The sequence below is a fragment of the Leptothoe sp. LEGE 181152 genome (assembly GCF_032906605.1).
GTDB lineage: Bacteria > Cyanobacteriota > Cyanobacteriia > Phormidesmidales > Phormidesmidaceae > Leptothoe > Leptothoe turfae.
Genome location: NZ_JASATU010000032.1, coordinates 1 through 22,328, shown reverse-complemented (window position 1 = coordinate 22,328; position 22,328 = coordinate 1). Strand labels below are relative to the sequence as shown.

Sequence of the window (22,328 nt, the reverse complement as noted above, 5' to 3'; positions counted from 1 at the left end):
TCTAGATGAAAATTAGAGCTTTGTGGAGAGTGGTCAATATCGGGAGCCTTTAATGGATATAATTGGCTGGAAGCCTTTTCATTTAAGGGCTCTTTTGTTTAATTTATTTATCAAAATTATTTAATAAAGATGATTTAGTGAGCTAAGAAGCATGTTTTTGTCTCTTCCTATTACCTGCCATAAAACTTAGCTACTTATCAAAATGTGGCAAAAATATCATTATTCTGCCACCTCTTGAATAATTCAATTACAGTGAAGTTAACGTGGTTAACTTGATGGTGACTTCACAAGTTTTTTGAAGTATTGAGCTGGTGCTGTTCACGTTAATACGTTGTTTTATCTATCGTCAAAGCCATTTAATCAGGCCCCTGTTATGCATTGCCCTTGTTGTCAGACGTCCACTTTAAAACGCATTCGATTAGATGAGTATTTGGCAGCTCATGCCTGTGAAACCTGTGAGGGGCAATGGGTCTCTTCCTATGACTATTGGCATTGGCTAGAGTGGCAACCAAGTAGTGGAAAAATCAAGCAATGTGACTCTCCAGAGTTAAAAGAGTCGGTTGTCGATAATCGTCGCGCGTCTTTCTGCCCTGAATGTAATCATTTGATGCGACGTGCCAAGGTTGGTCATGGTCTGAAATTTTATCTAGACCGGTGCTCCCACTGCGGCGGTCATTGGTTTGACAAAGGGGAGTGGGAAATCTTGCAAGCCCATAATATACATGACAAGGTGCATCTGGTATTTTCAGAGCCTTGGCAGTCCCAGCTCCGCCAGGCAGAATTTAATCGTGTTTTAGAAGAAACCTACCGTAATGCCCTGGGAGATGACGACTATACTCAGGCATTGACGATCAGAGCTTGGCTTGAGCAGCATCCCCATCGAGACTACATCTTATCTGTCCTGAACCACCTACCCCCTGCTACGGATGAATCGCGTTACATCCCTGTACAAAAGCCATTGCCTCAGAATCCCGTGCCTAAGGCGCAGGCAAATCATTGCCCTGTAACCTATGGGCATGGAGGGCTATCTCAGAACTGCGACTATCCCAAACCGGCGAAGTAATTGCTTTAAGCCTCAAGCTATCTCAGTTATTTTCATAGGTAGTAAGCGTCAGCACCTGAGGTGGTGTAGCGTCGGGGGGATATAAAAATTGAACTTCTACGGAACGTTCTTCTCCAGGCTCTAGGGTTAGCTCTACTAGGGGTGAACCTAATTGTCCTCGCCGTTGCACCAGGTGAATGTAGTCAGCTCGCCGCTCACCCTGGTCGTTTGTGTATAGAAACAAAACGGTCCCGCGAAAGAAAATGCGCGAGTCGTGGGCAGTCAAAAAGGTGAGTGCGTTTTTGATAGTTTCGTTTTGTAATGGGGTTTGGACAGACAGGGCAACAGTTTTTGGCTGATCTGTGGGGTTATGAAGCGGCAGGGTTAAATCGTATTCAGTGCCATAGTTACCATGGGCTCGATATGCTGTATCGCTATAACGTCTAAGCATTCGGGCGCTTTGGATTTGGCCTGTACCGAAGGTGTTGTGATCAACGGTGCTAATGGCATAGGAAATTTGTTTGCCCGTTTCGGGAATTTTGAGCCTTGATGAGCGTCGATCGCTCAGGCGAGCTTGCCAACTGGAACCCTGGCTGACTCCGGCCACTCGGCCATATATAAAAGGGTTGGCCTGACGACCGGGATGTGTAGGCTTGAGGTCTCGAGGAGTGGCAAGATTACCATTAATAAGAACCTGCAACCATTCATCTGTCGTAGGGACCCGCTCACCCCCACTTTCTGTTAGGGGAGCGAGCATTGTGAGGCTGGCTGCATACACCGGACCATCGCTAGACAGGCGCAGCAGTGTGGACCTGGCATTGCTGCGATTACCGTTGAGGTTGCTAGGCAGCGGTGGCAATAGCTCGCTACCAGCTGGGACACTACCATCAGTCGCTACCGATAACCTCCGTACCGGCAACGGTGCATTCAGAAGCAGGTAGCTTGCTTGGGGAGGGATGACAACATCATTGGGCCAAAATGATTGGCGACGATCTCGCAGGATTTCATTCATCAGGCGGCTGCCTGGTCCTGAGAATTGATTGCTAGCTAAGTTAAATTCCACATCATTACGACCATGCCAAGGGGCTTCTTGGCTAAGGTAGCTGGCGGCCTCGCGAAATTTGAGGGTGACAGGTCGGCGACTGGGGTTATGCAGCAGAATTCCTAAGTATCGGGTGCGAGTGTCACTATCGTCTCGAGCCCTGACAACATGGTGGTCAAAAATATCAAAACGTCCCTCAAAGGCATAATCCAAGTGTGCTGATGGTTCAGCCTTACCTTGAGAGGGAAAGGTGGATAGAAGAATTCCTTCAGATTCAATGAGTTCGGGGCTATTGCTGTTAAAAACAGGCACATTATCCAGTCTCCCCGGTAAAGGGCGAACTTCCTGGATTTGTGGAATGATCTCTGGAGCCCTGTTTTGAGCAATTGCTCTGTGGTTAGAGAAGTCTGTTGCTGAAACGTCGATTGTTTGGTCTGAGGAGGTTTCCAATTGCTGCTCTAACGTCAATGGTGAAGATAATGGAGCAGCTAAAAGCGCAATTAAAAACGGCAATAGACCCATGGAACTAACAGTTACTCAAATTTCTACGGCAACAGTCGCATGACTGTCGCCTAACCTACCATTCAAGCGGTAGCTGATGTGACTGACTGTGCCGTTCAGGTGACTGGTTCCTGGAGCTTGTTAGCATCCTTTAGGTTTGATCAAGGTTTGAATTTTTCCGGCAGTTAATTGCTCCACATGGGATAGCACTATGGATGCCCCTGCTTCTTTTAGGGTATGGCTATAGCGATTTTGGTAGCCGGTGTCCGTTTGTACGTGAGGAGGTAATACCCCTACTCCTAGCCAGACGCGCTCAGGGAATTCCGCTTTAGCAGCCTCGATAGTGGCCATGTCAGCCACCGTATCTCCGGCATATAAAACCGGTAGTCCGGCAGGGGTGCTTTTTTCTAATTGCTCCACAGTCATGTAGAGTCCTGTAGGATCTGGTTTACTCGGAGCATCTGCCATGGCAATGAGTATGGGCTGCACTAAGCCAATCCGTTGTTGCAAGATGTAGTTGGCTGAGCCTCGAGTTGCCCCACTAAAAAAAGCAGAGGGTACGCCACCGCTGGCTAGCTTAGTCAGATAGTCAACAGTCATTAGAATGGGTTCTTGAGTGATATAGCCCGTCCATTGACTCGGATCGTCACCAGAACCCCGGTAGCGTTCTTGAAAATACTCCACAACAGCATCATAGTCACTGCTGTACGTCTGTCCTGAGGCTAGACCGTGGCGATGGATGAGTTCTTGGGACGCTTTCCAGTCGTTGTTCCAGACGCCTTCGCTTTTGAGCTGGTCAATATCTATGGGGCTAGGTCGATAGTGCCCTTGTGTAAAATGCTCCACTGTATCTGCAATGGCTCGACGATATGAACCACTGACGTCACGAACAACGCCATCGATATCAAATACAGCTAGGGCGATAGGGATAGACATTTTTTACGTAGAAGAGACTAATTTCGATGTGCTTAAAACAGCAAATGCGATAGAATTATAGACCGTGTAGTTTTGAAGCCAAAAGGCGTACAGCGGAGGTTTGCATTGTCTCGATTTATCTTAAAGGTTCTCTGGCTCGACAAAGATGTGGCTCTTGCCGTAGATCAAGTAGTGGGCAAGGGATCGAGTCCGCTGACCTCTTACTTTTTCTGGCCTCGTAATGATGCATGGGACCAGATGAAGCTAGAGCTTGAATCCAAAACTTGGATTGCTGAAGAAGAGCGTATCGATCTTTTGAACCAGGCAACAGAGATTATTAATTACTGGCAAGAGGGTGGAAAAGCTCAGTCTATGCAAAAAGCAGCTGAGAAATTTCCTGACGTAGCTTTTACTGGTAGTTCATGATTTAGGTTTAGTCCATCGTAATTTCTCAAAGAACCGACCCGCCCATTGAGCGAGTCGGTTCTTTATGGTTGATCGACTATTTCTGCAAGAAAAAAGAACTGGGAGACCTTGATGTCTCCCAGTTCTTTTCTTGTGTAGTCTTCAGTGTCTAGGCGCTGCTCGTCGACTAGATGCTGCCGCCAGCAGCTTGAACACGAGCCCGTGCTCTCTTCAAAGACTTTCTTGCCTGGATAACGGCTTGCTTATCGTCAGAAGAAATGCTATCGGCTTTTGACTTTGCAGAGGTATATTCTGCTTCAGCTTCGGATAGGTCAATGCCTTCACCGCGCTCGGCACCGTTTACCAAGATGGTAACTTCGTTGTTTTCCACTTCGGCAAAACCGCCCATTAGTGCGATCGCAACCCAATCCTTGTCAGCCCGTACCCTTAATACGCCGATATCAAGAGCTGTCAGCAGCGGAGCGTGACCACTCAAAATACCCAATTGACCAGTCGTGCTAGGTAGCACGACCTCTTCTGCCTCAGCATCCCAGACAGTTTTGTCGGGAGCTACCACACGAACTGCTAATGACATAAAACTCAAGAAGTAAAAATGAATTGTGAATCGTGAACTGTGAGTAGTGAGTCGTAAGACCTGAAGATCTTCTTTGACTCACTCAGAGCTAACTGGTTTAACCACTCACTACCCTTAGACAAGCTCAGGGCAAACTCGCAACTCACCACTCACAAAGCTGTAATCTGTGCCACAAGAAATAAGCGATTGCTTAGCTCTCAGCCTTCATCTTTTCAGCAGTCTCAATTACTTCATCAATGCCACCCTTGAGGTAGAAAGCCTGCTCAGGAATATCATCCAGCTCACCAGAGAGAATCATGTTGAAGCCCTTAATGGTGTCCTCAAGACTAACGTACTTACCAGCCAGACCAGTAAAGATTTCCGCTACAAAGAAAGGTTGAGAAAGAAACTTCTCAATCTTACGAGCGCGGGCAACCGCGAGACGATCATCTTCAGAAAGCTCATCTAGACCCAAAATGGCAATGATGTCCTGTAGTTCCTTATAACGCTGCAGGATAGATTGAACTGCACGAGCAGTTGTGTAGTGCTCACCACCAACAACGTCAGGCTGGAGCATAGTGGATGTAGAATCCAGAGGATCCACAGCGGGATAGATACCCTTAGAAGCCAATGCACGAGAAAGTACAGTGGTCGCATCCAAGTGAGCAAATGTAGTTGCAGGTGCAGGATCAGTCAGGTCGTCCGCAGGAACGTAAACTGCTTGAATAGAAGTAATAGAACCCTCCAGAGTAGAGGTAATGCGCTCCTGAAGGTCACCCATATCAGTACCCAGAGTGGGCTGGTAACCTACCGCAGAAGGCATACGACCTAGCAGGGCAGATACCTCAGAACCGGCCTGTACAAAACGGAAGATGTTATCGACGAACAGTAGAACATCCTGTTTATTAACATCACGGAAGTACTCAGCCATCGTTAGCGCAGACAACGCCACACGCATACGAGCACCAGGGGGTTCATTCATCTGGCCGTACACTAGAGCAACTTTGGACTGCCCCAGGTCATCAGCGTTAATTACACCAGAATCAATAAATTCGTTGTACAGGTCGTTTCCTTCTCGAGTACGCTCACCTACACCAGCGAACACAGAAACACCACCGTGCTGTAGAGCGATGTTATTGATCAGCTCCTGAATCAATACGGTTTTACCCACACCAGCACCACCAAAGAGGCCGGTCTTACCACCCTTACGATAAGGTGCTAAGAGATCAATAACTTTAATACCCGTTTCAAATACTGAGGGCTTTGTCTCCAATTCAGTTAGCTTGGGAGCAGCTCGGTGAATGGGCAGTGTGGTGGACATATCCACATCACCCTTCTCATCCACGGGCTCACCAAGAACGTTAAAGATGCGACCCAACGTGGGAGGGCCAACAGGTACGTTGATAGGTGCACCCAAGTCAGTGACCTCCATTCCCCGTACCAATCCGTCGGTAGAACGCATCGCTACGGCTCTTACCTGGCTGTCTCCTAGTAGCTGCTGTACCTCACAAGTAACAGAAACAGCCTGACCAGCGGGGTTAGTGCCTTCAATCTTGAGGGCGTTATAAATGCTGGGCAGCTCGCCAGCGGGGAACTTAACGTCTACAACAGGGCCAATAATCTGAGTGATATAGCCAGTATTTGTTTTCTCTGCAGTGGTGACCATGCTTGCGCCTTATCCTAAGGGTATTAGCTACTGCGGCGACTTTTAATTTTATTTTTACTTTCAAAGTGCCATGTAAAAGATTATCACTAGATGTATCACCCATGGCACTGGTATTTGCTATAGTCGGGGTTCTTTTGCGTTTTCACCAAGATTGTATTTGTGCTGCTCCAAGACAATAGGTTTGGTTAATTTGGTGACTTACGCTGGTCTATTGATTTACTAAATAGCAGAGCTAACACACCCATAATGACCGTTGATGGTTCAGGAACTGCTTGAGGTAAGGTCACAGGTTGGGCTTGGGGGGCGAGAACCTTGGGTGGTGAAACACCAGGTTGAGGTGGCACAGCTGGCGCTGGTGTAACCGGTGCTGGTATAACCGGTGCTGGCGTAACTGGCTGAGGTCTTTTCAGAATGGGTTGGGGAGCTTTGATAGGTCTGGGGTTGGTTGGCTGAGTCTTAGGGCGTTGTGGTGAAATGACGGGTGTCTGTGTGGCGTTGGTCCGGTAGTCGGGACGCTGTCTGATATAGAACCGCTGATTGGGAATCGTATCGGTAATGAAGTAGTTAAAGCGGACCGTTTCGCCTGGGTTTACTCCATTCCCCCGATAGAAGTTAATAAAGTCGCGTACATCCGTAATTTCGTCAGCTCTTTGATAGTGACTAGATGTGTAAGGACGAACAGGACCTATAGCTTGGGCAAAGGATAGGCCATCGTTTTCGCCACTGGCGTACCCTGCCGTCTCTTGCAATTCATGGTCATAAAACCGCCAGAATGCCCCTGTCAGGTTGCGCGACACAATACTAATTGCAAAGCCTGGCCGATTAAAAACTGAATGCTGTGGAGCATTGGGTAAATTGCTGACGGCCAAAGAGATGTCTAGGCCCCATACATCTTGGTAGACCACAAATGGGTTGTTATGGGTACCTCTGCCGGTCACATTCGTGATTCTAAAGTTGGCTGATGCTTCGCTAAATATGAGGCCATTTTGACTACAACGTCCCGGTAGGCAAGCGGCTTCAGAGGCGTCACCACCAAGTGCTAATAATCCGATACTCAAAAGGCTTGCTGCACCAACTTGTGGAGCAAAAGTAAAAGGTATTCGCATGGGTAAAGTTTCAGGATTTGGGCAATACGATACTTTTGGTTGCCGAGTATCAAAAAATACTGATTCTATGGCGCACCATTGATGTTTCGAAGAGATTTTGTTGAGGGGGGTATAGTCTCTTGAAACTTTATTTTTAGGGGTTTTTCCAGAGTGACACTTTTTCTTGAGAAGCTCCTTGAAAGTACGTAAGCTTTATGAAAAATACACATCAATCTTGGTTGAATTCAGGTGGTATTACGGATATGATGCATGCTTGATGGAGTCTGTTTTTGACGGATCTGCTTGCTAAAAAAAGCGGGTCGTTAAACTAACGACACCGCTATGTGGTGTATTCAATTGCTGAACTGATTGAGTGGGTCGGGCTGCTGTAGCAATGTGTTTATCGGCTGACGGCTGGTCGACGCACATCCAGTGAGTTGCCTGCATTAATTGATATGTCACCATCTAAATCTGATGAGGCCCCATCTGCGGTTGCTTCACCATAGAAACGAACAGTGTCACTAGCCCATACGTTAATAACACCCCCGTTGGCCTCTGATGAGTCGACAGAAAGCTCAGAGCTACGGTCAATTAAGACATAGGTAGCACTGAAGGTATCTACAACGGGCATGCCACCGATAGAGATGGTGCCTGCTTGGTCGACGGCATTGGCATAGATGCTGCCTCCAATGAGGTTGATCTGATCTCCAAGGATATTGACCTGACCTGGGAGTCTATTGGGGGCAGGTATGGCGCTGTCGGAAATATCCACAGTGCCGCGAATTAAAACTGTGCCTGCGGTTGGTGTTAGGGGTGGGGTGTTGTTTAAGACAAAAGCACCGTCAGCAGTGATTGCGAGTTGAGTTGCATTATTATCTTCACCACCGGTCAGCATTTCCGCTAGATTCGCTGCTGGTAATAGGGTTATGGCGGACTGTGCTTCAGTAGAAGCGATGGTTTGGAGAGTGTCGGCCGGAATTACCTCCAGGCCGAGAATATTACCTGGTTGGGTGAGTCTCAGAAGGTTGTCTCCAGAGGCCGCGACTAGATTGACATTGCCACCGGGGGCAGTCAAATTGCCGTCATTTTGAATGTATTGGCCAATTAAGGTGATGGATGCTTGGGGAGGGACTTGAAGGGTGCCTTGGTTTTCGATGCTACCTGTAGGCAGTGCGGTGGAGAATGGGGCTGATATTTCTGAACTGGTTGATCCTGTGAATAGTAGATAGCCATTAGGGTTACCAACGAGATTCCTAATGCTGGGTGTTCCTGAATGGTGCTCAGATTGGTGGTCTGAGAGAGCTATTTCACTAATGGATCCATCTACAGATAGGAGATATCTATCGTTAAATAAAAGACCGGAACTTGTGGTAGCAGTCAGATTTGCAGGCAGGTTCAGGGTGACATCTTGCCCAAAAATAATGCCCGCCGGGTTGACTAGAAAAAGATTGGCGTTGCTTGGCAGGTTTGGATCATCGCTAGTGATTTGGAGTAAGCCATCGATAGCTGAAGGCTGAGTGCTGTTGATCAGGCTGATGACGTTGGCAACATCTGGGGCAACGATGAAGTTGGCGGCATTGTCAGAACCTACATCAAACTGGTGAAACTGATGAACTAAATTAGGCTCAACCCCGCCTGAAGACTGCCCACCTAAAATATTGAGCTGATGATTAGACTGCCTAACAACGCTTGTGTCGGACGTTGCTGGTTGGATATGGGTTGGTGCTGTAACGGATGCTTCTGATGATGGTGAGACCTGTGCAGAAGCTACTCCCTGTAGACCGATTATCCATAGTGGCAGGGCATTTAAGAGCAGGGAAAATTTGAAATTCATGGGACTAGCAATTGCTAGACAACGTGTCAGCATATGCACTAGGTGAAAATGTATCAAGAACTACAGATGGCACCCATTCATTTAAATAATACGAGGAATTTTTAATACAACCTGAAGCAGCTGTGAAGATCACTGTGTTGAAACCATAAAGTTTGCTAGGAGTTTTGAGGAATCACTAAGTTCGGGAACCCGTACCCCTCTATCTGTTGCGATCGCTTCTCTTCAAGCGATAAATTAGCACTCGGCAATAGAGAGTGCTAAACCGTGTTCAGGTTGCGGCTCCTTTCCCTATCAGATCCTTCAGTTGGAAAAAGGGACTGCTCAGGCGAACTGATATCGCCTTGGTGCAATTGCCGAATGATTGATCTATCAAAGTTCGGAGAAAACTATGGCAGCCATTTCTTTGAGTGTTTCAAGTGTCACTCCCCTAGGTGATCGCGTTCTGATCAAGGTCAGCGCATCTGAAGAGAAGACAGCTGGCGGCATTTTGCTACCTGATACCGCTAAGGAAAAGCCCCAGGTTGGCGAAATTACTGCAGTGGGTCCTGGTAAGCGTGGCGATGACGGCAGCCGTCAAGCTCCCGATGTAGAGGTTGGTAACAAGGTCCTCTATTCCAAGTATGCAGGCACTGATATCAAGCTGGGTGGTGAAGACTACGTATTGCTTTCTGAGAAGGATATCCTTGCAGTCGTTGGCTAAGCACCAGCTCAGTTATGAGTTTTAAGTTTTGAATTTTGAATTAAAGGTATTCCAAAAAGTCAGAGGTAGTTGACTTTTTGGTGGGTGACATAAAGCCTAAAAGCCTTAACTAAGAGCCCAAAACTCAAAAATGCAAACTCAAAGAAGCTTGCTTCTTGTACCCACCCCAGATCCCTCTCAAACGTTCTGAAACATAGGTTGATTCATGGCTAAGCGCATCATATATAACGAGAATGCTCGTCGTGCCTTGGAAAAAGGCATGGATACTTTGGCTGAGGCCGTTGCTGTTACCCTTGGCCCCAAGGGACGTAACGTCGTTCTTGAAAAGAAATTTGGCTCTCCTCAAATCGTTAACGATGGTGTCACCATCGCTAAGGAAATTGAACTAGAGGACAACATTGAAAATACAGGTGTTGCTCTGATTCGTCAGGCAGCTTCTAAGACTAACGATGCGGCTGGTGACGGAACTACCACTGCAACCGTATTGGCTCACGCCATTGTTAAGGAAGGTTTGCGTAACGTGGCGGCTGGTGCAAATGCGATCGCACTCAAGCGCGGTGTCGAGAAAGCAACTGCTTACCTCGTAGAGCGGATTGCCGAGAAAGCCCAGCCCGTTGGTGACTCTACTTCCATTGCCCAGGTAGGTACTATCTCCGCTGGTAACGATGAAGAAGTCGGCAAAATGATTGCTGAAGCCATGGAGAAAGTTGGCCGCGAAGGCGTCATCTCCTTGGAAGAAGGCAAGTCTATGACGACTGAGCTGGAGATCACTGAAGGTATGCGTTTTGATAAGGGCTATATCTCCCCTTACTTCGCCACCGATACTGAGCGCATGGAAGCGGTTCTAGATGACCCCTACTTGCTGCTCACTGACAAAAAAATTGCCCTGGTACAGGATCTAGTTCCCGTGCTTGAGCAGGTTGCCCGCTCCGGCAAACCGTTACTAATTATCGCTGAAGATATCGAGAAAGAAGCCCTGGCGACCCTTGTGGTTAACCGTCTGCGCGGTGTGCTTAACGTAGCTGCTGTTAAAGCGCCTGGCTTTGGCGATCGCCGTAAGGCCATGCTTGAGGACATTGCTGTTCTAACTGGTGGTCAAGTCATCACTGAAGATGCGGGTCTTAAGCTCGACGGCGTCAGCATCGACATGCTGGGTACCTCCCGTCGCATCACCATTACTAAGGACAACACCACCCTGGTAGCCGAAGGCAACGAAGCCGATGTGAAGGCACGCTGCGAGCAGATTCGTCGTCAAATCGAAGAGTCTGATTCCAGCTACGACAAGGAGAAGCTACAGGAGCGTCTGGCTAAGCTCTCCGGTGGTGTTGCTGTCATCAAAGTTGGTGCAGCGACTGAAACTGAGATGAAGGACCGTAAGCTGCGTCTAGAAGACGCCATCAACGCAACCAAGGCTGCCGTTGAAGAAGGTATTGTTCCTGGCGGTGGTACTACTTTGGCCCACCTGGCTCCTGGTCTAGAAGAGTGGTCTAATGCTAATCTCACTGGCGAAGAGCTGACTGGTGCTTTGATTGTCACCCGTGCTTTGACTTCTCCCCTCAAGCGCATTGCCGAGAACGCTGGTCAGAACGGTGCTGTTGTCGCTGAGCACGTCAAGGAGAAGGACTTTAACATCGGCTTCAACGCAGCAACTAACGAATACGTGGATATGTTGCAGGCTGGTGTTGTTGACCCTGCTAAGGTAACTCGCTCTGCGACTCAGAATGCTGCGTCTATTGCTGCGATGGTATTGACGACTGAGTGCATCGTTGTTGATAAGCCTGAGCCTAAGGAAGCTGCTGGTGCTGGTGCCGGTATGGGTGACTTCGACTACTAAGCTGCTCCTACAATCCATTAGTCGATGCTTTTGAGTGTCGATAACTGTGAACTAAAAGCGGTTGGTGTTTCTCACCTGCCGCTTTTGTCGTTGGTGATTGAGGGCATGCACCGATATCGCTCTACGAGGCTATAACTACCATGGCATCAGGAGTCTGGGATGGTGCAGATTGCAGAGACTGATTTTTGGGTCTGCGTTGTGGTCTGAGTCATGGCTGAGCTGTCACCGCTTACCACTTAAAGGAACATACCTGAACTAATGCAGCTACTCATTGAAGGATATCAATCAGTCAATGGTTTGGAGGTGATTTAGGGGGGCAAACTCATTTTGAAGGAGCACTTAAATTATTGTAAGCAAAGGTTTTTCCGAAAACCTGTGTAATTTAGTCAATTGCCTCTACAATGACAGCAAAATTTTGGTTTAGTCGCTGGATAGCTTTGCTAACCCAGTCAATGTTTTGTAGGAGTAAGTAGCCTGAAGATGGGCTAATCCATATGAATTTTTAAAGGGTGGCTTTAGCCAGTTAAGCCAAAAGCGATATTTACATCCCTGACGGCTCGCGTTAGAACAGTCAGACCCAGTGTGGATATTGTTCCTTCCCATTGATTTTTTCCCGATTTTTTCGGGGGAGACCTATCCGTTAATGGCCTGCACTGTCTGGGACGCTGTTGCTAATGACTGCTACGCCTACTGATCCACAACAATTTAATTCATCGCCCGCAGACTCTACGGGGAAAGACTTGGTAAGTCTTGAGGGTAGAAGTAAATCGAGAGGGCGACAGGCTTGGTTCTGGTCAAGTGTGTGGTTGATGTTGCTGGTAGCATCGAGTGCTCTAGGTCTATGGGCGGTCGCCTTGATTACTCGTTTACCCCCTTTGCCCAACTGTGATCGAATATCTGTATTTAGTGCTGACAGTGAGCGACTTTACTGTGCTAGGCAATCGGCAGTATCGGGGGCTGAGCAGGATTTGGTGGCTGGGATACAGCTAATTTCTGCTTGGGATGAGACCCACCCTCTTTATCAAGATTCTCAAGAGGTGGCTAATCGTTGGTCTAAGGGGTTATTGAAGCTGGCACAACAGCGCATGCAGAAGGGGCATATAGACCGAGCGACCCAATTGTTGGGCTATATTCCACCTCGGGCTGAAATCTATGCAGAAGCCCAGGTCGCTTCAGAGCGTTGGCTGCAAGAATGGGTGAAGGGTGAAGAAATTTCGGCTGTGGTGATAGAAGCCGTGGGTAATCAAAATTGGAGTGGTGCCCGTCAGCAGCTACGAGACATTAAGCGTTTGACCAGTGATTATTGGCTCAAAGATCGGCATCGCTATCTGGGGCAGCATATCCAACGCGAAGAAGATGCTCGTCGTACCTTAATCAAGGCACAAACTCTGGCTAGCGATGGTCAGATGGAGAGTCTGGCAGAGGCGCTGACCTTGATCCGACAGATTGAGGTGCAAAGCCATGCCTGGCCTGAGGCTAAACCGTTATTGACGGACTGGGCTGATGTGCTACTGACCTATGGATTGCAAAAGTGGGAGCAGGATGATTTAGCTGGAGCGATCGCAATTATTCAAAAAGTGCCAGCGGACTTGGCCACTAAGTCAGAAGCTCAAGATTTGGTTCAATTTGCCCATGCTCAGCGGTTAGCCGCATTCCAGCAAGATTGGGAGCCCACCTATGGAGATGTCCTAAATTTGATGGATGCTATCCAGGCGGTGCAAGACATTGGTCGTGAGAGTCCGTTTTATCAAGATGCCCAGGCAAAGTTAGAGCTATGGACGAAACAGCTCAGCGATCTACAGCAGCTCTATGGAGCTACGCTCATGGCTCACCTTAATCAAAAGGCTTCCTTGAAGCTCGCTATAGAGCAGGCGCAGATCATTACGACCGACCGACCCCAGCGTCAGCAAGCTCAAACCTTGATATCCCATTGGTCCAAAGAGATTCAACGCATTGAAGATCGGCCTGCATTGGTTCGAGCTCAGCAGCTGGCGGACAGTGGAGATAAGGCGAGTTTACAGGCGGCCATTGTTGAAGCTAGAAAAATTCAACAAGGTCGAGCGCTACGGATCGATGCTCAAACAAAAATTGCCCAATGGTCTAAGCAAATCCAGGTCTTAGAGGATCAGCCCCTCTATAGCAAGGCGCTTGATTTAGCGAGTAAGGGCAAGCTACGGGATGCGATTACGGAAGCTCGCAAGATCCAAAAAGGACGAGCTTTGTATAGTCAAGCACAGGAATCGATTAAGAACTGGACTAATCGGATTCAAATTGCTGAAGATCGACCAATTTTAGATGAAGCTGAGGAGCTAGCTTATCAAGGTCGGTTGTCGGATGCGATCGCATTGGCTGCTCGCATTGCCTCTGGTCGTGCTTTATATCGTGAAGCCCGAAATGCAATCTCTATTTGGGATGCTGAACGCGCTTATATTCAGTCGCTACAGCAACCAATAGATGATGACTACTACGAAGAAGATGGCCATTACGATCATGAATAGTCATTCATCCATATCCTAGACCTGTGAGGGATACTAGAACTGATTAAACCGATAAAACGACATCAGGCGGCATGAGTGAACGGCCCTTGCAATTAATGCTGGTGGATGAAGATCCCACCTTTCGATTGGGGTTACGGGTCTGGCTAGAGCAGTTACCTGGGTTTCAAATTGCAGCTGAGGCGGCTAATGCATCTGAAGCCATGGGGATTATTCGGAAATATGCCCGCACCCAAGCTAATGCATTTACGGACCCCACGCTGCGTGGACAACGACCCATTAATTTAGTCATTGTAGACTTGGGGTTAGGTGCCAGTGATGCCAGCACAGAGCCCGTTAGCAGTTCAGGATTACAGTTATGTAAATCCATTAAAACTGAGTTCTCAAATCTTCCTGTATTAGTGCTGAGCGCTCGCGATGAGCCTGTGTTAGAAGCGGCTGCTCGTCAGGTCGGAGCCGATGGTTATGGTACCCGCAGTATGCCTGTGCGCGAACTCGCCCAGCTGATTCGTACAGTCGGTCGAGGGGCTAGTAAAACCATAGAATCCAGTTCTAAATCATCGCTTCAGATTCCAGGACCGCTGACAGCGATGCGTTTAAGCATGCGGCTGTCGGGTTTAGAACAAATCGATCAACAGTTGGCCAAAACATCAGCTGAACTGCGTCGTCCCCGCCTGTCCTGGTTAGAGCGCCAAGTTTTAACTGGCAAAATGCGTGAGCTCAAAGCAGCTCGTTGGTTGACTAAGCAGCTGTGGGCCACTCACAAATACACCGATGCTGGTTGGGTGAAAAAGAATGTCAGACTGCAGAGACGCACCAGTGCGCCCATGGCATCACGACCACGCCCCAACTCTGTCGGGGCGGCGGCAGCAATTACTGTCCCAGGGCCCAGTTCTTTGAGCCTTCGCAGTGGTGATGTTCAAAATATGGTGTTTGAAGCTGTTTTTGCGAAGCTTCAGACTGGTTTAGAAAATACAACATCGGAGCCGCTGGAAATTGACATCCTCCGCCTCGATAAAAAACGGGAACTGCTGTTTATTGTTCTTCGCCGGTTTGAAGATTTATTGGATGATCTGCGGCAATCGTCCCTACAACCAGGGCAGCTACGTTTTAAATTCCCTCAGCTTTTGCGGGATCTGTGGGTAGCCACCATCGAAGAATTTTTTGGCCGCTATTACATGGTGCCTCTAAACGGTGTTGAACAAGAACTGGTGGCGGTGCTGTATCAAGAAAAAGATAGCGTTGAACAGGAAATCCTCAATCACATTCCATTAGTCCCAGAACTGCTGAGCCATTGGCTATTTCAAGATGCCATGGTGATAGATGGAACGAGTTATATTGCCACCACGCCTGAGGCTTTAGCCCATAGTGAAAAACTTTTAGAAAACCTGCTGATCCAAATCGGTAATGCAGTCATGCAACCCTTGCTTAATCGCTTGGCAGATGTGGAAGCGATCAAAAAGGGATTGTATAGTCGTCGGATTATCTCTACTCGAGATATTGAACGCTTTCGTAATGACCTCTCTTGGCGCTATCGCTGGAATCGTTTAGTCGATGAGCCAACGGCCATCTTTGAGAGCCAGTATCGTTTATATACCTTAGGACCGAGGGGTATCATCAGCTCCTCTATCTATGCCCCCCGTCGCCAGGAGTTAGACCAGCTTTCAGGGTTACCCTGGGCCATGACTTTATTGCTTGAAACCCGTGATGCCCTTAGTCCAAGGGTACGAGCGTTAGTTTCCTTGGTGGGTAGCAGTGTAGTTTACGTACTCACTGAAGTAGTGGGTCGCGGCATTGGTCTCGTGGGTCGCGGTATTTTGCAAGGTATTGGTAGTGCCTGGCAAGATACCCGTCGCACGAGGCAACGGCAGGCTCCACCGACATTTAATGAGTGGGAGTAGAGTCTTAATCTGCTCAGTTTTAGAGAGAATTGACTGCTGGAAGCGATAAGCTTCCAGCAGTCAGGTACTTACTTCTTAGATCTTTAACCAGCCAAACCAGGATAGGATGACGGCCAAGATTCCGCTGCTTAGGACTATAGCGCCTGCGATTGTAATAACCGCACCGACTTTCCGCAGTCCTTCGGGAGGCATACCATCGCCAAAGAGGAAGTCGCTGCCAGTGGCAGAAAAGTCATTACCTAGGGCAGTGAGCTGTTCTAAATGATCGCTACCGTAGCGAGGCATGCGTTCAAAGGGAACTTCACCCATGGCTTGCTGAGGTAGAATGCGTCGCCGCTGATAAGGCACAGTCTCTTCACCAAAGTTATCCAGGTATTCATCGCTGTTTAGCAATGCGTCAACAAATCCTTGGATACCCTCGGTGGCTAGCACAATTGACCAGGCGAGAGTTTCGCGCCGATCGTAAACCTGACGCCCCAGCACCCGCTGAACACACATGTCAACAAAGCGATAATTGTTGCTGCACTCGTAGTTCAGTCGTCTAAAAGATTCAGAAAGTAGCAGGCCACGAATGAATTCTCGTACAGATATTTGGGAGCTACGCAGCTGAGATTCTAAAAAGCGATCGCGATGGCAGGCTAAGAGCTGCTGCTCATTAAAAATGCGGCGATAGGCCGCAAGGATCAGAATGTCAACTTCCTGGGCATCGGGTAGCAACGCGGTGGAAAAAATACGGGGCTGCTCATCACCGGGGATTTCAAAACCGCTCACACGCTGGTTTTGGCAACTGGTGGGATAGCTTAACAAAGGTAAAGTCATCAGGGTCAAGTCCTTTTGCGTTTCAAATCCTTGTTATGGGCAATGCCAGAAAAAAAACTGCAGGGTAGCCATTGAGACCACCCAAATGCAGTTATATAAGGAGTTCTCGTCCTCCATTCGTTATTTATCCTATGGATATGAAGGGAGTAGTCAGAAAAATACGTACTGAAACGCAATTAAACACAACAAAAGTAAATGATTTACTAATTAACCGTCGAGGCATGCTATGGATAGCGTTTGGTTTTATATATGAACAAAAACGCTGAGTTCGTTAGGCCTAAGTAAAAATACTTATTTAATCTACGGACAAAATATATTATTTGGTTTCTGAGTGGGAGAGGCTCGTAATATGAAAAGCTGTAATATTCCGTTACCTTTATCGGCGACGCAGCTTGCTCATCATTTTGCGAGACCAGCGCAGCTGTAAGTCTTCTTGGCTGGCCCAGTCTTGGAGGATGCGAAAGAAAATTTGGCGGTCGTTGGTTTGTAACACAGCCGTTTGATCAGCGGTTTCAATGGCGTAGGGGTAGCCGCCACCAACGATAATTTCAGCCCGTACCCAGTTAAGGACGCGGTCGATAATGCCAGCTTTATGGAGCCAGCGGGGCATTTCAAGGCGGGCTGGAGGGCCCTGGTTGGTTTTGAGATAACTGAATATGATGCGGTCAGAGTAGTCTTTATCTCGGGTTTTGTATTCAGCAAGGATGCCGGTGCGATCGCACTGAAAAATCGGCGTACAGTCACCCCATTGCATGTATCGATTCAATAGCTGAGCATCGGTCACCTTCGGAATGGCTGCGACGCTGGCAGAATGATGCTCTAGCAATGTGGTCAAATCGTGGGCAGAGCTAGTGTCTACATAGCCCACCAGCGGCACACGGTATTCTTCGCTAGCCTCCAATAAGCTGATTAAAGCCTCGACATACTCTTTACGATCCTCATCTTCATAGGCATCGGCAAACGTGGCAACCAAAGCCCCATCAAAAAACACCAGACAGTGTTCAGGATCGCTGACCTGTTCGATGTACTCCACCAAACGCCGAATTTCCATCCTAAATCGATGTTTATTGACCAACCGATCTAGAGGTTTGGAGGTATCTCCCAGTTCTAAATCCCTGGGAGTCATCACATCGAGCTCAATATCTTTGGTGTAATCCGCTGCTGAGGTATGGGGATTTTCAAACCAGCCAATTTGTACCAGAGCAATGGGAGGGGACAAATCCTTGCTCGGAAAAATCTGAGAACCGTCTACGGCAAATGTGGTGATGCCTTGCAGGTGTTCATTAACCCATTGCAGACTGTGTTCTCGATTTCCCCACTGCAGCCTACTACGATGAATGCCTTGCTCTGTATCACTTAGAGATGTCAAAGGCCTTGCACCAATGGTGCCATTCTGACGTGCTAGCCAGGCGTCTAGCTTTTTTTTAGGTGTCTCGCATAATGCCTTCCAGGCCGTTTGGTAAATATCCAGACTCGATTGTTGCCTCTTTTCAAAGGTTTCAAAATGGGTGCGTTTATTTTGTAGAATTGCCTGGATTTGAGACGGTTTGATGGCCATGGCACCATAGGGCATTTGTACTGCTATTGTGCCATGGGTTGATTATTTAGAGACGTTCCGAACGTCTCTAAACATGGCGTTATCGACGTGATTGCAGCTTCCGATAGACGTCCTTGATATCTACGTTGTGATGGGCCAGAGCGACAAGGGTGTGATAGAGCAGGTCGGCAACTTCTCCGGCAATATCATCAGGCTCGTCATCTTTACAGGCCATGACCACTTCGGCAGATTCTTCGCCAATTTTTTTGAGGATTTTATTATCGCCACCTTCGAACAGCTTGTTGGTGTAAGAGTCGGGTTGAGGGTTGGCTTTGCGATCGCAAATCACCCCATACACCTGAGATAGCGTATCCGCTGCCGGTGGTGTAATGCCCCCATCCACCTGGTGGAAACAGCTACGTTCCCCCGTGTGGCAGGCGATGTCACCCACTTGTTCAATGGTTAGCAGCAGGGCATCGCTGTCGCAGTCATAGCGAATAGCCTTTAGTTTTTGTAAATGACCGGAGGTGGCTCCCTTATGCCATAGCTCCTGACGGGAGCGGCTCCAATACCAAACGTCGCCTGTTTCCAAGGTTTTTTGTAGGGATTCTTGGTTCATCCAGGCCATCATGAGCACGGTGCCATCCAGATAGTCTTGTGCGATCGCAGGTACCAGGCCCTGGTCGTTGTAGCGAATTTTTTCAGTGGGGATAGCGCCAACAAAAGAAAGCGGGGTACTCATGATCCGTGTTAGTTCAGTATCAATGCAGCTCAGTGCAGCTCTATTGTCGCAGTTGGCGAGCTTTTACTGTTTTGCTACATTCCTTAACATATTGCAATCGGTGTAATCACAAACGCTACGATTGAGAATACTGCGATCTTCGCCATCCTGATTAATGCCGCTCTGAGAGGCGCAATCAGTTGCCTGACGAGGTATCCATCCAAATTATGGATTCAGGCATTTCACTCGTATCCTTTCACAATGGCAGCCATGTAAGGTTGTCATCCTAACCCTTCGACAAACGACTTTTAACCATAAGGAGAGCCCGTTGGTTACTACCACATCTTTAAAAACGACAAAATCAGATGAGATTTTCGCGGCTGCCCAAAACTTAATGCCTGGGGGCGTTAACTCTCCCGTGCGTGCTTTTAAGTCCGTTGGCGGCCAACCCATTGTATTCGACCACGTTAAGGGCTCTCATATTTGGGACGTTGACGGCAATGAATACATCGACTATGTCGGTACTTGGGGGCCTGCTATTTGCGGTCATGCTAATGACGAAGTGAATGCAGCCCTGATGGAAGCCCTACAAAAGGGAACTAGTTTTGGAGCACCCTGTTACCTGGAAAATGTGCTCGCTGAGAAGGTGATTGCCGCCGTTCCCAGCATCGAGATGGTACGCTTTGTCAACTCTGGTACCGAAGCCTGTATGTCGGTATTGCGAGTGATGCGGGCATTCACCAAGCGTGAAAAAGTGATCAAGTTTGAAGGATGCTATCACGGTCATGCCGGTATGTTCCTGGTTAAGGCAGGGTCTGGTGTAGCCACCCTGGGTCTACCGGACTCTCCTGGTGTACCCAAGAGCACGACAGCAGCTACATTGACTGCGCCTTACAACGATCTTGAGGCTGTCAAAACCCTATTTGAGCAGAATCCTGGTGAAATTGCGGGTGTGATTCTTGAGCCCATTGTTGGTAACTCTGGCTTTGTGACGCCTGATGCTGGGTTCCTTGAGGGGCTGCGTGAAATAACTCAAGACGATGGTGCATTACTCGTATTTGACGAAGTTATGACTGGTTTTCGCATTGCCTATGGTGGTGTGCAAGAGAAGCTTGGCGTCACTCCTGATTTGACCACCTTGGGTAAGATTATTGGCGGTGGTTTGCCCGTCGGTGCCTATGGTGGTCGCCGCGAGATTATGGAAATGATCGCACCTGCGGGTCCTGTGTATCAGGCTGGTACCTTGTCAGGTAATCCTCTGGCCATGACTGCCGGTATCAAGACTCTGGAAATTTTGAGTCGCCCCGGCAGCTACGAACAGCTTGAAGAGAAAACCAACAAGTTGATCACAGGCTTGCTAGAAATTGCCCGTGAAAATGGCCATGCTGTATGTGGTGGCAACATCAGCGCCATGTTTGGCCTGTTCTTCACTGAAGGACCTGTGCATAACTATGACGATGCTAAGCAATCTGACTTAGCTAAGTTCAGCCGTTTCCACCGTGGCATGTTGGAGCAAGGGGTATACCTGGCACCTTCTCAGTTTGAAGCTGGATTTACGTCTCTTGCCCACACCGATGATGACATTGCCAATACGTTAGCTGCAGCACGTACTGTTTTGTCTGCGCTCTAAAAAGTAAGGGTCGCTTTCAATAAGCGGGCCGCTATTAAAGCCGCCCGCTGTCAAGGCGGTCCGAGGTCAATTACTTTTTATAAACGCATGCTGGGTAATGGTTCATGTGGGCCATTACCTAAGTTTTATCCCTTCCTCTTTCAAACATGGACGATATAGATGCTCTCAAAGTTTTAGAAACTGAGGTCGGCTTAGAGACCCCTATCGATCCTTTAGATGACATTCCGTTAGAGGACGATAGACCTCGCTATAACCCTGACCAAATGCTGCCACTGCTAGAGTCAGATGACTTGCAGCAGCGTATGTTGGCAGCCCGTGCGTTCTATAAAATTCAAGAGCCCCGTGCCATACCTCGTCTGATTGACCTATTAGGTGACGAAAGCCCTCTGGTACGAGTCAATGCGGCCTATGCCCTGGGTCGAAATCCCAGTGAAACGGCTGTGGATGCTCTGATTGCGCAATTGCAAAATGACTCCCATGGCTATGTACGTAAAGCTGTGGTTTGGGCCTTAGGTAACTGTCGTAATGAGAAGGCGGTTGTGCCCCTGGTGGAGGCCATTGAGAATGATATGTCTGTGGTCAGGCTCTGGGCGGCCAGTGCCTTAGGCCAAATGGGAAAAATCAGCTTTGAGGCGATTTTGAAAGCTATCCCAGCCTTGGTTAAAACCATGCGCAATGACCCAATTGCTATTGTGCGTAGCAACTGTGCCTGGTCCATTGGTGAACTGTGCAAAGACTTAACCTATAACGTGGTTTATGCAACGGCCATTGATGCACTGATCGAAACCTTTGCCGACGATGACGATCTAGGCGTCAGGGACGATGCCCGAGCTGCCATCCTCAATTTGGGTGATCCGCGTGGTTTACAAGTTGTCGAAGAAATTGAACAAGAACAAGATTTTTAGCCCGATTGTCAGTCGGTACCTAATCGCCTGCAGCCCAGCGAACATAGGGATACTGGCCGACAATTTCCTGATGAGTAATAGTCGCAAAGTACCAGTTTTCATGAGGCTCCGGTGCAATTGGACTGATATCAAAGTGAAAATAAACATGTCCTTCCTCAAACCAAAGGCTGTATAGAGGTCGGTAATGTTCTTCGCTTTCGCCAAGTTTGCCAACGCAATTATAAAATTCCGGCGCAAGGGGTGTTCTGAAGGTAACAGAGTGCTCCTGGCTATCGATAAATTCGGTTTTTCCTCGGCTGACGCTGGAGACATCAAGCATAATGCCACTATTCTCACCAGCTTCGAAGTTGCGATGGGTTTCTTTCCAAAAGCGAACTTCTTGGGGACAACTGCCTGATGTGGCCTCGATTGGAATAATCAAATCGTCTAGTCGCTCAAAGTGATCACGGCTGGAGGGTGAAAGGCCTTGTGCGAACTGACCAGTCAGCGCTTGCGCGATCGCAGCTGGACCCATGAGCAACAGGCTACCCACAAGCAACACAGGGGTACGAAACATAGAGAGAGCTATTAAGGAATTCTGGAAACAACTTCAGTAATTGGACTTTTAACAAAAAAAGAGGCAAGAGCTTCTATCTCTGCCGATTGCAGAGTGTGTTGTCACCGGGCAACATGAGTGCAAGCAATCAACGTTAAGCTGCTTTTTTCTTCTTTTTCAGTCTAGC

The 22,328-nt window shown here is 48.2% G+C and carries 18 protein-coding genes; 8 read left to right on the top strand and 10 right to left on the bottom strand.

The window, feature by feature from the left end; all coding sequences use genetic code 11:
* Window positions 1–373 precede the first annotated feature (373 nt).
* Complete coding sequence (locus QGP82_RS17270; protein WP_499060478.1) at window positions 374–1,063, top strand: zf-TFIIB domain-containing protein; 690 nt, start codon at window positions 374–376, stop codon at window positions 1,061–1,063.
* 22 nt (window positions 1,064–1,085) lie between these two features.
* On the opposite strand, the gene QGP82_RS17265 is transcribed toward QGP82_RS17270, so the two are convergent.
* Window positions 1,086–2,606 (bottom strand): DUF3370 domain-containing protein, encoded by a 1,521-nt coding sequence (locus QGP82_RS17265; protein ID WP_499060476.1) that lies wholly within the window; start codon window positions 2,604–2,606, stop codon window positions 1,086–1,088.
* A gap of 120 nt (window positions 2,607–2,726) precedes the next feature.
* Window positions 2,727–3,521: a TIGR01548 family HAD-type hydrolase gene (locus QGP82_RS17260; protein WP_163662530.1), complete on the bottom strand. Its 795-nt coding sequence runs from the start codon at window positions 3,519–3,521 to the stop codon at window positions 2,727–2,729.
* 72 nt (window positions 3,522–3,593) lie between these two features.
* Between QGP82_RS17260 and QGP82_RS17255 the strand changes: the two genes are divergently transcribed.
* On the top strand, window positions 3,594–3,926 hold the full coding sequence (locus QGP82_RS17255) for a 30S ribosomal protein PSRP-3 (RefSeq protein ID WP_499060474.1): 333 nt from the start codon (window positions 3,594–3,596) through the stop codon (window positions 3,924–3,926).
* A 166-nt stretch (window positions 3,927–4,092) separates the two neighbouring features.
* Here QGP82_RS17255 and atpC read toward each other — a convergent pair whose 3' ends face one another.
* From atpC to QGP82_RS17235, 4 genes are all read right to left on the bottom strand, one after another.
* Window positions 4,093–4,500 carry an ATP synthase F1 subunit epsilon gene (atpC, locus tag QGP82_RS17250; RefSeq protein WP_006516278.1) on the bottom strand — a complete coding sequence of 136 codons (408 nt, stop codon included), beginning with the start codon at window positions 4,498–4,500 and terminating at the stop codon, window positions 4,093–4,095.
* Between the two features lie 190 nt (window positions 4,501–4,690).
* The gene (gene atpD, locus QGP82_RS17245) at window positions 4,691–6,145 is read right to left on the bottom strand and encodes a F0F1 ATP synthase subunit beta (protein WP_163662526.1); all 1,455 of its coding nucleotides are present in this window, start codon (window positions 6,143–6,145) and stop codon (window positions 4,691–4,693) included.
* Between the two features lie 185 nt (window positions 6,146–6,330).
* Window positions 6,331–7,203, bottom strand: a complete 873-nt coding sequence (locus QGP82_RS17240; RefSeq protein ID WP_490793605.1) for a hypothetical protein — start codon at window positions 7,201–7,203, stop codon at window positions 6,331–6,333.
* Between the two features lie 427 nt (window positions 7,204–7,630).
* Window positions 7,631–9,064, bottom strand: coding sequence for a two-partner secretion domain-containing protein (locus QGP82_RS17235; RefSeq protein ID WP_163662522.1), 1,434 nt, complete (start codon window positions 9,062–9,064; stop codon window positions 7,631–7,633).
* 388 nt (window positions 9,065–9,452) lie between these two features.
* On the opposite strand from QGP82_RS17235, the gene groES reads away from it, so the two are divergent.
* From groES to QGP82_RS17215, 4 genes are all read left to right on the top strand, one after another.
* Complete coding sequence (gene groES, locus QGP82_RS17230) at window positions 9,453–9,764, top strand: co-chaperone GroES (RefSeq protein WP_006516274.1); 312 nt, start codon at window positions 9,453–9,455, stop codon at window positions 9,762–9,764.
* A 205-nt stretch (window positions 9,765–9,969) separates the two neighbouring features.
* Window positions 9,970–11,598 (top strand): chaperonin GroEL, encoded by a 1,629-nt coding sequence (groL, locus tag QGP82_RS17225; protein WP_163662520.1) that lies wholly within the window; start codon window positions 9,970–9,972, stop codon window positions 11,596–11,598.
* 674 nt (window positions 11,599–12,272) lie between these two features.
* A complete protein-coding gene (locus QGP82_RS17220; RefSeq protein ID WP_499060469.1) occupies window positions 12,273–14,096 on the top strand; it encodes a hypothetical protein in 1,824 nt (607 codons plus the stop codon).
* Between the two features lie 71 nt (window positions 14,097–14,167).
* A complete protein-coding gene (locus tag QGP82_RS17215; RefSeq protein ID WP_163702572.1) occupies window positions 14,168–15,994 on the top strand; it encodes a DUF3685 domain-containing protein in 1,827 nt (608 codons plus the stop codon).
* Between the two features lie 75 nt (window positions 15,995–16,069).
* Here QGP82_RS17215 and QGP82_RS17210 read toward each other — a convergent pair whose 3' ends face one another.
* The 3 genes from QGP82_RS17210 to hisIE form a co-directional block, all read right to left on the bottom strand.
* Window positions 16,070–16,813 carry a phycobilisome rod-core linker polypeptide gene (locus tag QGP82_RS17210; protein WP_163702573.1) on the bottom strand — a complete coding sequence of 248 codons (744 nt, stop codon included), beginning with the start codon at window positions 16,811–16,813 and terminating at the stop codon, window positions 16,070–16,072.
* A 376-nt stretch (window positions 16,814–17,189) separates the two neighbouring features.
* Complete coding sequence (locus tag QGP82_RS17205; RefSeq protein WP_499060467.1) at window positions 17,190–18,371, bottom strand: DNA double-strand break repair nuclease NurA; 1,182 nt, start codon at window positions 18,369–18,371, stop codon at window positions 17,190–17,192.
* 79 nt (window positions 18,372–18,450) lie between these two features.
* Entirely contained in the window at window positions 18,451–19,092 is a 642-nt protein-coding gene (hisIE, locus tag QGP82_RS17200; protein ID WP_499060465.1) for a bifunctional phosphoribosyl-AMP cyclohydrolase/phosphoribosyl-ATP diphosphatase HisIE, read from the bottom strand.
* Between the two features lie 307 nt (window positions 19,093–19,399).
* Between hisIE and hemL the strand changes: the two genes are divergently transcribed.
* A complete protein-coding gene (gene hemL / locus QGP82_RS17195; RefSeq protein ID WP_499060462.1) occupies window positions 19,400–20,701 on the top strand; it encodes a glutamate-1-semialdehyde 2,1-aminomutase in 1,302 nt (433 codons plus the stop codon).
* Between the two features lie 146 nt (window positions 20,702–20,847).
* A complete protein-coding gene (locus QGP82_RS17190) occupies window positions 20,848–21,606 on the top strand; it encodes a HEAT repeat domain-containing protein (RefSeq protein WP_163662509.1) in 759 nt (252 codons plus the stop codon).
* A gap of 19 nt (window positions 21,607–21,625) precedes the next feature.
* On the opposite strand, the gene QGP82_RS17185 is transcribed toward QGP82_RS17190, so the two are convergent.
* A complete protein-coding gene (locus QGP82_RS17185) occupies window positions 21,626–22,162 on the bottom strand; it encodes a hypothetical protein (RefSeq protein ID WP_499060460.1) in 537 nt (178 codons plus the stop codon).
* Window positions 22,163–22,328 lie beyond the last annotated feature (166 nt).